This is a genomic window from Brachyspira pulli, assembly GCF_036997785.1.
In the GTDB taxonomy this organism is placed as follows: domain Bacteria; phylum Spirochaetota; class Brachyspiria; order Brachyspirales; family Brachyspiraceae; genus Brachyspira; species Brachyspira pulli.
In genome coordinates this window covers 19,686-32,411 of sequence record NZ_JAWLQI010000036.1, presented here as the reverse complement: position 1 = coordinate 32,411, position 12,726 = coordinate 19,686, and the positions used below count along the sequence as shown (strand labels likewise).

Sequence of the window (12,726 nt, the reverse complement as noted above, 5' to 3'; positions counted from 1 at the left end):
ATGATAAAATTTATAGATAGTAATATTGTCAAATTCCGAAGTATTGCAATATATAAAATTATTTAAATAAAGTGGGAAAATAAATGCTTGTAAGTTTCAGTGCAAAAAACTATAAATCATTTTATGATGAAGTTACTCTTGATATGCGTATAGAGGTTAATGACAGCAACAGAGAAGAAATTGAAAATAACCCATTTGTATATAAAATAAATGATGATTACATATCAAAATTATGCATACTATACGGACATAATGGAAGCGGTAAGTCTAATTTACTTGATGCAATTAAATATTTATTTCATATAAATTCTTATCAAGATGATGATATTAATCAGCATTACAAAAAATTATTTATAAAAAATATGATTTATGGAAATAAAGAAGATATAAAATTTTCTCTGGAATTTTACTATAATAATAATTTATATCATTATGAAATAGTACATAACACTGATATAAAATATGAATTATTAAAAGAAAATAATAATATAATTTTTGAAAGAGAAGAAAATTCTATTATTAATGGTATAAATCTTTTGAAAAATAAAGAAGGCATACCAAACAATATCACAGTTATAACATATCTAAATAGTGTCAATAGTTATAAATCAATAATAGAAAATTACAGAATGGCATTTATAACTAATTTCATATTTCCATTACTAAATGCAAATGAAAATTATACTGAAAGTTTATTTTTTCAACTTGATAAAGTTTATTATGCTTTGGATACATCAAACTCTTGGAATATATATAAAAAACTTATTTCACTTGCTGATGTTGGAATAGATAATATAAAAGTAATTGAAAATACTAATTCTAAAGAAAATAATGGTTATATGGAAAATTATTTAAGAAAAAATAAATATAAATTGATATCCATACATAAAGATTATGAAGATGATTTTAGAAAAATAGAATCTGATGGAACTAAGAATTATGCCATTAATTTATTTAGTATGCTTGTATGTTTGAGAAATAGCAGTTTATCTGTATTAGATGAATTTCAAGGTGTGCAGTCTGAACTTTTAGAACTTGTTATAAGTTTGTTTCAAAAAAATATGTTTGAAGATTTGGATAATCCTACAGCTCAATTAATATTATCTACCCATGACACAAATTTGATGTGCCTCAAAAATACATTGTTAAATCATTATTGGTTTCTAAACAAAGAAGATAATAAAAGCGAATTATACTGTGCTGCTGACTTTGAAGATTTAAAAAAAGAAGATTTAGAAAAAGAGTATAAAAGGAATAGTTTAAAAGCTAAATACAATTCTCGATTATTTGAAGTTCCTTCAAGATTTTTTATTGAAGATAATAAGGAATAATAAATGAGAAAAATAAGACAATTAAATAAAAAATATTATTTGTACTGCTTTTCTACAGGAGATACTGAATTAATTTATTTTAATAGATATGTTAATGAAGTTTTAAAAGATAAAATAGACTTCTCTCCAAAAAAAGAATTTATAACTCAAATAAACCCTAATATAAAAAACAAAAATAAAGATACTTTAATTGGAGATATAATAAATTCCATTGAAAAAAGAATAACAAGTAATAAATATGGATTAGGAAAAATAATAGTCATTATAACGGATTGCGATAAAACAGACCCAAAAAATATTAATGACTTAAGATTGAGATTTCAAAACAAATTCAAGGATAAAACTTTATTTATACTCAATTATCAGGCATTGGAAAGCTGGCTTGAATATTACTATAATCAAAAAACTAATAAAGAACAAATGAGAAGAGATGTAAAAGAACATTGGGATAAAATATTTCAAAATAATCATGATAATGCTGTAAATAAATACTTAAAAGAACATAATCAAAAAGAACCTTCATCAATAGACAACTATTCAAATATACAGTCAGCAAAATATTCGGATTTTCCTTATGCTTTTAAGTATTTGAATGAATTAGAAATAAAATAATATTATAGCATTCCCACAATTCTTATCAAATCAAATTACATAATTACTATTGACAGATACTTTTAAAAATATATAATATTTAAATCTTTTATATTAATTTTTTTAATATATAATATAATCCACTATAAAATCACAGGATATATATGATCGTTTTAGAAAATGTTAGCAAGGTATTTAAAACCGCTAAAAATAAGCAGCTTAATGCTGTTAATAATGTATCTCTAAAAATAGAGAAAGGACAAATATACGGAATAATAGGTTTTTCCGGTGCAGGTAAATCTACATTGGTAAGATGTATAAACTTATTAGAAAGACCAACTTCAGGAAAAGTATATTTAGATGGTGTTGAACTTACAGCTTTAAAGCCTAGAGAGCTTAGACATACAAGAAAAAAAATAGGTATGATATTCCAGCAATTCAATCTTTTCGGATCAAGAACTGTATTTAAAAATGTTGCATACCCTTTAAGATACAGAGGACTATCAAAAGAAGAAGTAGAAAGAAAAGTTATGTCGCTTCTTGAACTTGTAGATATAAAAGAAAAAGCCTATGTATACCCTTCCCAATTGAGCGGAGGACAAAAACAAAGAGTTGCTATTGCCAGAGCTTTGGCTAATGATCCGCAAATACTTTTATGCGATGAAGCTACAAGTGCATTAGACCCACAAACAACTTCTTCTATATTAAAACTGCTAAAAAAATTGAATGAACAGTTAGGCATTACAATAGTGGTAATAACACATGAAATGAATGTAGTTAAAGAATTATGCCATAGAGTTGCCGTTATGAATCATGGTAATTTGGTAGAAGAAGGAAATATATTTGAAGTATTCTCACATCCTCAAAATAAAATTACTCAGGACTTTATAGATACCACTTCAAATATATCAAAAATTTATTCGCTTGTTGAAGAAGGACATAATATAACAAAATTAAAAGCGGGCGAATGTATAGTAAGATTAAAATATAAAAAAGATAGTGTTGGAGAGGCTTTAATGTCTCATATTTCAAGGAAATATAATGTTGATGTTAATATTATATTTGGAAACGTTGAACTTATAGATGAAAGCCTTTTAGGAGGACTTGTGGTTATACTTCATGAAAAAGAAAAGGGAGGAATAACAAAGTCTATAGAATTTCTTAAAGAACAGCATGTTGATGTGGAGGTTATAACTGATGCTAGATATGATGAATAATTTAATGCCTAATGTAATGGCTGATTTACCTAGACTATATCAAAGTATATGGCAAACTTTTGTTATGTTATTCTATTCCGGAATAATATCATTTTTTATAGGCGGTTTCTTAGGAATACTTCTTATAGTTACAAAAAAATTCGGAATAATGGAAAATATATTAGTATATGAAGTTTTAAGCAAAGTTATAAACTTTTTCAGAGCAATACCATTTATAATACTTCTTGCAATGCTTGTGCCTCTAACTAGATTTATAATGGGTACTGCTATAGGTGTAAAAGGTGCTATTATACCATTGATATTCGGTACTGTTCCATTTTTTGCAAGACAAATAGAAAGTGCTTTATCAGAAGTGAATCCCGGATTAGTTGAAGCAGCTCAATCTATGGGTTCTTCTCCTGTGGCTATAATTTTTAGAGTATATCTAAAAGAAAGTATTGCCCCTATTGCAAGAGGTACTACTATAACTGCTATAAGCTTAATAGGATTAACTGCTATGGCTGGTGCTGTAGGTGCTGGCGGACTTGGTACTTATGCTATACAATCTGGTTACTATAGAAATAAACTTGATATAATATATGTTTCTGTAATACTGCTTGTTATATTAGTCGGATTGATACAGGCACTTGGTAATTTTGTAGTAAAGAAAGCTACACACTAATAATTTATTAATAATAGGAGATTTGATTTTATGAATAATATAAAAAGAAGAAAAGCTGTTTTAATAGGAGCAGGACATGTAGGCTCTCATGCCGGATATGCATTAGCTTCTAAAGGATTAGTTGAAGAAATTATTTATATTGATATAGATGAAAAAAAGGCATTTTCTCAAGCATTGGATATATTTGATGCTACTGTTTATCTGCCTCATAGAGTTGAAGTAAAAGCAGGAAATTATAATGATATAGATGATGCTGATATAATGGTTGTATGTGCCGGCCCTTTACCTAATATGAATCAAACTAGAATGGATACTTTAGGTGCCACAATAGAAGTTATGAAAGATATAGTTGGCAAAGTAAAAAATACAAAATTCAGCGGAATAATAATTAATATATCAAATCCTGCTGATGTTATCACTCATTATTTACAAAACAAGCTAAATTATGATCCAAAAAGAATAATTTCTACAAGTACAACATTAGACTCTGCAAGATTAAGGAGATCAATATCTGAAGCTATAAATGTAGATCAAAAATCAATATATGCTTATGCATTAGGCGAACATGGTGAAAGTCAAATGGTTCCTTGGTCAACAGTTACTATAGCTGGAAAACCTTTATTTGAACTAATGAAAGAAAAAGAAAAATATTCAAAACTAGATTTAAATGAATTAGCTACTAAAGGTAAAAGAGGCGGTTGGGACGTATTAGGCGGAAAAGGTTCTACAGAATTTGGAATAGGTGCTTCTTTGGCGGAAGTTGCTGAAGTTATACTTTGCGATGAGCATAGAGTACTTCCTGTATCAGTATATTTAAATGGAGAATATGGTCAAACTGATGTTTATGCATCTGTACCTGCTGTACTTGGAAGAAATGGAGTTGAAGAAATAATTGAACTTAATATGAACAGTGATGAAAAGAAATTATTTGATGAATCTTGCAAGGTTATGAAAGATAATTATCAATTAGCCTTAAAGATGTAATCAAAAAAAATAAAAAAACTAATTAGAATATTTGGGGGATTTTTGTATGAGAAAAATTATTTTGTTTATTAGTATGATGTTTAGTATGATATTTTTAGCAGCTTGTTCAGGCGGAAATAAAAATATCAATAAAGTTAAGGTTGGTTATATTGGAGAATCTGACCGTGTTATTTGGGAAGAAGTAAAAAGGCAAGTTTCTACCAATAATATAGAAATAGAGCTTATATCTTTTGGTGATTATTTACTTCCTAATCAGGCTTTGAATGATGGAGATATAGATTTAAACAATTTCCAGCATTATGCCTTCTTCAATAATGAAGTAGAAACTAAAGGATATAAATTAACTGCCATAGCTGATACTTGTCTTGCTGCAATGAATATATATTCAGACAATATAAAAGACTTAAGCGAAATAAAAGAAGGAGATAAAATAGCAATTCCTAATGATCCTTCTAATGGTGGCAGAGCTTTAAAAGTTTTGGAGGCTGCAGGACTTATAACATTAAAAGATAAATCTATAGCAAATCCTGAACTTAAAGATATAAAAGAAAATAAACTTAATTTAGATATAATAGAAATGGATGCTGGAAGTATATATAGTATTTTGCCTGATGTTGCTTGTGCTGTTATCAATTGTAATTTTGCTTTGAATTTCGGGCTTAATCCTGATCAAGATTCTATATATAAAGACAATCCTACAAACTATAATGATAAAAATTATATAAATATCATAGCAGCTAGAACTGAAGATAAAGATAATGAAGTTTACAAAACAATAGTAAAAGCTTATCAATCTGAAGAAGTTAAAGAAATTTACCGCAAAGATTTTAAGGGAGCTTATATCGCAGTTTGGTAATATAATATAGGAGCTGGATTATGAAATATTATATAATATTTTTCTTAATTGTGCATCTCCTATATTCATGTAATAATGCTAATAACGTTGTAAGAATTGGTCATATCGGTGAATTTGACTATGATATATGGGAGCAAATAGATAAAGAATTAATAAGAGATAAATATAAATTAGACATTGTATATTTTGATAGTTATGAGCTTTTAAATGCAGCTTTAAACAGCGGGGATATAGATTTAAATACTTTTCAAAATTATAGCTATTTTGTTAATGATACAAATAATAATAATTATAAACTGGCAATTTTGGAAACAACTTTTATAGCCCCTATGAATATATATTCAAAGCATCTAACAAATTTAAATCAAATAACTACAAATTCTAAAATTGCTATACCTAGTGATAAAATAAATTTGTCTAGGGCTTTATTTATATTAGAAAAAGCTGACCTAATAACATTACAAGACAATGATAATAATTTTTATTCTGGATACAATTTAATAGAAAACAATTTGCAGTTAGAAATAATACCTATGGATGCTGGTGAAGTATATTATAGCCTTGATAAAGTTGATGCTGCTATAATTAACTATGGTTTTATATCTGATTATCAAAATGTTAATACATTATATTATGATGATGTAAATATATATCCTCATCATAAATACGAAAATTTAATAGTATGCAGAGAAAAAGATAAACTTTGCAATTTATATATATTTATAGCTGCAAGTTATAAACAAAAAATAAAGGCGAAGATAGAAGCAAATAAATTACAAGGACTTATTGCTGTTGATTAATAATAAAAAATAACAATAAGAAAAATTACAAATGAAAAATATATTGATGATATTATTAATTTTATTATTATTATCATGCAGTACTAATAATAAAAATACAAATAAAGTTATAGAAATAGGTTATATAGGTGAATTTGATGTGAATGTATGGGAATCTATGTATACTGAATTTAGAAATGAAAATATCATTTTAAATCTTGACCCTTTTTCTGATTATTCTATGTTAAATGAGGCATTAGAAAGAGGCGACATAGATTTAAATACATTCCAGCATTACCTATACTTTGTTAATGAAACCAATAAAAATAATTATGACTTTACTATCATTGATAAAACATATATAGCTTCTATGGATATATATTCTCAAAAATTAACAAATATAAATCAAATGCCGACAAAAGCTAAAATAGCTATACCAGATGATAATATAAACTTATCAAGGGCTTTAAAAATATTGGCTTCTATTAATTTAATAAAATTGGCAAGTAATGTAGATATTAATTACAGTTATACATTAAATGATATAGAAGAAAATAAATTAAATTTGGAAATAGTACCTACAAAAGTAGAACAAATACGTTATATGATGTATAAATTTACTGCTGCTATTATCAATTATAATTTTGCTTCCGATTTAAAAGATTGCAATATTATATATCATTATGATCCTAGTAAATATTCATCAGATATGTATGTTAATTTAATAGTTACCAGAAGCAAAGATGATAATTTAGATATTTATAAAAGAATAGCAAAAAACTATAAAAATAAATTAAAAGAGTTTGTAGAAGCAGGAAAGATTGAAGGATTAATAGTTGTGGACTAATATATTTTAAGGAAACATAAATGATTAAAAAAATATTATTATTATTATTTATATTAGTTTGTATATCATGTAAGAATCAAAATAATGATGAAGAAAATCATATAGTAAAAATCGGATATATTGGGGAATTTGATATTTCTATATGGGAATCTCTTATAGGTAAACTGCAGGAAGAAAATATTCAATTAGAACTAATTCCTTTCTCAGGTTATGCTGCTTTAAACAAGTCTTTAAATAGCGGATATATAGATTTAAATCATTTTCAGCATTATGCATATTTTGTTAATGAAACTAATAAAAATGATTATTATTTAAGTATAGTAGAAAAAACTTTCATAGCTGATATGAATATGTATTCTGAAAATCTAACTAATATAAGTCAAATGCCTAAAAATGCTAAAATTGCAATACCAGAAGATAATGTTAATTTATCAAGAGCTTTAAAAATATTAGAGTCCATTGGTTTTATAAAATTGAGAAAAAATAGTGATACAAATTATAATTACTCATTAAATGATGTAAGAGAAAATGCTTTGAATATAAATTTTATACCTAAAAAAGCAAGCGATATGCATTCAATAATATCAGAAGTAGATGCCATCATAATAAATTATAATTTTAATTTTGATTTTCAAGATAAAAATGTTCTATATTATGATGATCCTAGTAAATATTCTTCGGATATGTATGTAAAACTAATAGTTTGCAGACTTAAAGAAGCAGATAATAACATTTATAAAACTATATCAAAATTCTATAAAGAAAGAGTTACTAAACTTGTTGAATCAGGAAGAATAAAAGGTATTACTATAATTAATTAATAAGGATATGCCATGACTAAATATATTTTTAAAACTTTATTATTACTAACTATCACTGCATTACTATTTATATCTTGCTCAGAAGAAAAAAATAATAATAATAAGGTTATAAAAATAGCACATGTAGGAATGTCTGATAATTTAATATGGCAGCCTATTATAGAAAAGTTAGAAAAAGAAGGTATACAAATAGAATTAGTGGATTTTTATGATTATAACATACCAAACGGAGCATTAAATGATGGGGATGTGCATTTAAATGCCTTTCAACACCATGCATATCTTAATGATGAAGTAGCAAAATATGGATATAAAATAGTACCGATAGCTGATACTTATATATCTGCTATGAATATTTATTCAAAATTCATAACTAATATTAATCAAATTAAAATGGGTGATAAAGTTATGATACCACAAGATCCTTCCAACACAGGAAGGGCTTTAAAAGTATTAGAAGCAGCTGGCCTTATAAAAATTAAAGATGAAGCTGGAGATTTCCCAACAACAAATGATATTATAGAAAATAGACTTAATATAGAAATAATAGAAATAAAATCTATAGATATGTATACTGTAATAAATGATGTTGCATGTGCTGTTATAAATGCCAATTATGCTGTAGATTTAGGTTTTAATCCTGGTGTTGATTATATATTTCAAGATGATCCTTCCATTTATGAAGGAGATTCTTTTATCAATTTAATAGCTGCCAGAACTAAAGATAAAAATAATGAAACTTATAAAAAAATTATAGAGGCATATCAATCTGATGATATGAAGCAAATATATAAAGAAAAATTCAGCGGAGCATATATTCCAGCTTGGGAAAAAGAATAAAGAACAAAAAATATAAATAAAATTTTGAATAATTATCCATTATAATTTATAATAAACAAAATTTATTCTTAAAAGGAGAAAAAATGAAAAGAATTTTATTATTAATATTGTCTATTGTTTTTGCATTTTCAATATTATCATGCGGTGGAAAATCTTCCAGCGATAAGCAAATAGTTAAAGTTGGTTTCGCAGGAGAATCTGATTACCAAATTTGGAATCCAATAGTAGACAAATTAGCTGGTGAAGGAATTACTGTGGAATTAGTATCTTTCTCTGATTACACTATTCCTAATCAGGCATTGAATGATGGTGAAATAGATTTAAACGCTTTTCAGCATTATGCATACTTTAATGATGAAGTATCAAACAAAGGTTATAAATTAACTGCTATCGCTGATACTTATATATCTGCTATGAATATTTATTCAACTAATATAACAGATGTTAAACAAGTAAAAAACGGAGATAAAATTGCTATACCTAATGACCCATCTAATGGCGGAAGAGCTTTAAAAGTACTTCAAGCTGCTGGACTTATTAAAGTTAAACCAGAAGCAGGAGATACTCCTAGCGTTAGCGATATAATCGAAAATCCTCTTAATCTTGAAATAGTAGAAATGGATGCTGGTGCTATTTACGGAATACTTCCAGATGTTGCTTGTGCTGTTATCAATGGTAACTATGCTATAGACTTCGGTTTGAATCCTGGTTCTGATTATATATTTAAAGATGACCCTTCTATTTATAGCGGAAAATCTTTTGTTAATTTAATAGCTGCTAGAACTAAAGATAAAGATAATGAATTATACAAAAAAGTTGTAGAAACTTATCAATCTGAAATAGTAGAAAAAGTTTATAATGAAAACTTCAAAGGTTCTTACCTTCCTACTTGGAAATAATATAGTAAATAATATTTCATAAAAAATATTTAAAATAATGAAGCATAAGAGAATCATCTCTTATGCTTTTTTATTTATAATTAATAATCAATATTATAAATTAATTTTTATTGATTATTCTCTTTTAATCTCTTTATATTCTTTATTTCTCTGCTTACCAATATAACTGTAACTATCAAAGCAGCTCCGTCTGCAACAGGGCCAGCATACATTACACCATCTATTCCTAATATTCTAGGTAATATTATAATAAGAGGAAGTAAAAATATTATTTGTCTAGTCATAGATATAAAAGCACCTTTAAATGCCTTTCCTAAAGAAGTAAAGAATGTACCTGTTACAGGCTGAATACCATTTATTACCATTAATGCCATATATATTCTCATGTATTCTTCAGCAAAATGAAAATATAATTCGCTTCCATCTCCGAATATTGCTACAATCTGTCTTGGAAATAATTGGAATAAAATGAATGCTATAAAAGCCATAATCGTTGTTATTGTTATTGTAAGCTTATATGTCTTTATAACTCTGTCATAATTCTTTGCCCCATAATTAAAACCTATTATAGGCTGACTTCCCTGAGATGTACCTATTATAAAAGCCATAACAAGCATATTAATTTTTGATATAATACCAGCAACTGCAAGAGGTATATTTCCGCCATATATAGAGTTAGTTCCATAATAGCTAAGTACATTATTCATAGTAATTTGAACAGCCATCATTGCTAATTGATTAAAACCTGATGATGATCCTAAAGAAAATATTTTTAATACATTTTTGGGATCTACTTTAAAATTATCTCTTTCAAAAGTTATATGTTTGAATCTGAATAAATATCTAAAAACTATAGCAAATGAAATAAACTGTCCTATTATAGTAGCAAGTGCCGCACCTGACATACCCATATCAAATTTAAATATTAATATAGGATCCAATATAGTATTAACAATAGCACCGCTTAATACTGACATCATAGAATATTTAGGACTTCCATCTGCTCTTATTATATGACTCATCATTGTAGAAAATATGAATGGTATAAATCCAAATGCTGTTATATTGGTATATTCTATTGCATAAGGTAAAACTTCTTTTGTAGAACCAAACATTGTCATAAAATTTTTATTAAATAGTTTTACTATTATAGTAAATATAAAACCCAATATGAAAACAGATACTACAGCATTTCCTATAATTGCAGCAGCTCTTTTATTATTTCCTTGTCCAAGTAATATACTGTACATTGATGCACTTCCAAAACCATGAAACAATGCTATAGACATACAAATTATAGAAAGAGGAAAAGCTACATTTGTGGCAGCATTACCATTAATACCAACTCCCTGACCTATAAATATTTGATCTACTATATTGTATAAAGAACCAACAAGCATTGATATTATACTTGGAGTAGCATATTTAAATAAAAGTTTATATGGTTTTTCATAATATAATGGGTTAGAAGTAACTGTATTATTCATAAAAATCTCTCTAATAAAAAAACATTCTAATAAGTATATTTTATTTTCATCTTTTTTCAAGAATGTAATTTTGAATCACTCAACTTAAAAAAATACAAAAACACTTTAAGGTATTTAAATAATTTTTTAACCTAAAATATATTCAATTAATTCCTTCAATTTTTTACCGCACGCAAAATTGATTTATAAGAAAAGTGCATTAAAAATATAAATGTATTAGTAAATAAATTTCATATACCGTGCGTTGAACAAGTTCTAAAGTTAATAAAAACTTGGGTGGGCTTGCTTTTTCTAAATACACAATAAAGAAATTATAATTATCATTTCTAAATAAAGTAATGAAGTTTAAAGGGCGGGCAAATGTAATTAAAATTAAAAGACTAATTTTTTTATTTATTATATCCTTTATAAAAAACTTGTTCGCTAATAAACTCCTTATATTCTATCAAATGTCAGAAACTCATAACCTTTTTATTTATTTGGTTATAGCTTTTCTATTTCTTGTATACTTAAGCCTGTTAATTCACTAATAAGGCTTAAGTCCATACCTCTAGCTCTCATATCTTTTGCCATAGATATTGCTTTATTTTTTTCGCCTTGTTCTATACCTTGTTCTATACCTTTCTCTATGCCTTTTTTTAAACCTTCTTCAATTCCTAATCTTCTTTCTTCTTCAAGCATTATTTGATTACCATATAAATATGCCTGTCTTTTATCGTATTCATTCATCATCAATCTATTTTTAATAAAGTTATTATATCTTCTTTGTACTTCTTCCATTATAGGCTTTTCCTTTACTATATCAGACATAATCTCCTCCTTATTATCTTTTTCTTTCATAGTGAAAAATTTTAGCCAACAGTTTAAATCTGGTTTTAACAAATCATATTTAAACTTTTTCAACTCTAATATATGTATCTGTAAATGATCTGTTAATAATCTTTTGTTATTTGTATCATAAATCATATAGCAAGAATGTATAGAGTCATTATCATCTAAATTGAAATTAAGAAGATTTATACTTATAACCGGAGTTAAAGCATCATACTTTTCTCCATGCTTTAATAATTTACTGTAATTAGATGCCCAATAATATAGTATACGTTCTGGAAATCTTGAATTGCCTTGTAATTGTATCTCTATAATAACTACACTTCCATTTTGTGTAATGCACTTAACATCTGCTATTGTTTCTTTATCTTCATAATTTTCTTTATAATTAAAAGGAGTTAAAATCTCAACTGATCTAAAAGTTTTCATATTAGAATCAAGCATTATTGAATTGATAAAGTCAAGCAATATAGGATTACTGTCTGGTGATGAGAATAAATATCTCACAAAATAATCATTCAATACATTAATATTTTTTCTTTCACTCATAATATTATTATAATGAAATAATTTATAAATGTC

General features: G+C 26.2%; 13 protein-coding genes. 11 read left to right on the top strand and 2 right to left on the bottom strand.

Annotation, left to right across the window (positions count from 1 at the left end; all coding sequences use genetic code 11):
* The first annotated feature begins 83 nt into the window (after positions 1-83).
* From R4K56_RS09165 to R4K56_RS09115, 11 genes are all read left to right on the top strand, one after another.
* Positions 84-1,331: an AAA family ATPase gene (locus R4K56_RS09165; RefSeq protein ID WP_335771972.1), complete on the top strand. Its 1,248-nt coding sequence runs from the start codon at positions 84-86 to the stop codon at positions 1,329-1,331.
* Positions 1,332-1,334: 3 nt separating this feature from the next.
* On the top strand, positions 1,335-1,943 hold the full coding sequence (locus R4K56_RS09160; protein ID WP_335771971.1) for a hypothetical protein: 609 nt from the start codon (positions 1,335-1,337) through the stop codon (positions 1,941-1,943).
* A gap of 143 nt (positions 1,944-2,086) precedes the next feature.
* Positions 2,087-3,139 carry a methionine ABC transporter ATP-binding protein gene (locus R4K56_RS09155; protein ID WP_297295662.1) on the top strand — a complete coding sequence of 351 codons (1,053 nt, stop codon included), beginning with the start codon at positions 2,087-2,089 and terminating at the stop codon, positions 3,137-3,139.
* Positions 3,120-3,800 carry a methionine ABC transporter permease gene (locus tag R4K56_RS09150; RefSeq protein ID WP_335757730.1) on the top strand — a complete coding sequence of 227 codons (681 nt, stop codon included), beginning with the start codon at positions 3,120-3,122 and terminating at the stop codon, positions 3,798-3,800. Before R4K56_RS09155 ends, R4K56_RS09150 begins: the two co-directional genes overlap by 20 nt.
* Before the next feature lie 30 nt (positions 3,801-3,830).
* Positions 3,831-4,784, top strand: a complete 954-nt coding sequence (locus R4K56_RS09145) for an L-lactate dehydrogenase (RefSeq protein WP_335771970.1) — start codon at positions 3,831-3,833, stop codon at positions 4,782-4,784.
* Between the two features lie 46 nt (positions 4,785-4,830).
* The gene (locus R4K56_RS09140) at positions 4,831-5,640 is read left to right on the top strand and encodes a MetQ/NlpA family ABC transporter substrate-binding protein (RefSeq protein ID WP_335771969.1); all 810 of its coding nucleotides are present in this window, start codon (positions 4,831-4,833) and stop codon (positions 5,638-5,640) included.
* A gap of 20 nt (positions 5,641-5,660) precedes the next feature.
* Positions 5,661-6,440 carry a MetQ/NlpA family ABC transporter substrate-binding protein gene (locus tag R4K56_RS09135; protein WP_335757732.1) on the top strand — a complete coding sequence of 260 codons (780 nt, stop codon included), beginning with the start codon at positions 5,661-5,663 and terminating at the stop codon, positions 6,438-6,440.
* A gap of 31 nt (positions 6,441-6,471) precedes the next feature.
* Entirely contained in the window at positions 6,472-7,266 is a 795-nt protein-coding gene (locus R4K56_RS09130) for a MetQ/NlpA family ABC transporter substrate-binding protein (protein ID WP_335771968.1), read from the top strand.
* Positions 7,267-7,286: 20 nt separating this feature from the next.
* The gene (locus R4K56_RS09125) at positions 7,287-8,087 is read left to right on the top strand and encodes a MetQ/NlpA family ABC transporter substrate-binding protein (RefSeq protein ID WP_335771967.1); all 801 of its coding nucleotides are present in this window, start codon (positions 7,287-7,289) and stop codon (positions 8,085-8,087) included.
* A 12-nt stretch (positions 8,088-8,099) separates the two neighbouring features.
* A complete protein-coding gene (locus R4K56_RS09120) occupies positions 8,100-8,927 on the top strand; it encodes a MetQ/NlpA family ABC transporter substrate-binding protein (RefSeq protein WP_335771966.1) in 828 nt (275 codons plus the stop codon).
* Positions 8,928-9,010: 83 nt separating this feature from the next.
* Entirely contained in the window at positions 9,011-9,826 is an 816-nt protein-coding gene (locus R4K56_RS09115) for a MetQ/NlpA family ABC transporter substrate-binding protein (protein WP_335771965.1), read from the top strand.
* Positions 9,827-9,933: 107 nt separating this feature from the next.
* Here R4K56_RS09115 and R4K56_RS09110 read toward each other — a convergent pair whose 3' ends face one another.
* Positions 9,934-11,313 (bottom strand): MATE family efflux transporter, encoded by a 1,380-nt coding sequence (locus R4K56_RS09110; RefSeq protein ID WP_335771964.1) that lies wholly within the window; start codon positions 11,311-11,313, stop codon positions 9,934-9,936.
* A gap of 483 nt (positions 11,314-11,796) precedes the next feature.
* Entirely contained in the window at positions 11,797-12,693 is an 897-nt protein-coding gene (locus R4K56_RS09105) for an Rpn family recombination-promoting nuclease/putative transposase (protein ID WP_335771963.1), read from the bottom strand.
* Between the last annotated feature and the right edge of the window lie 33 nt (positions 12,694-12,726).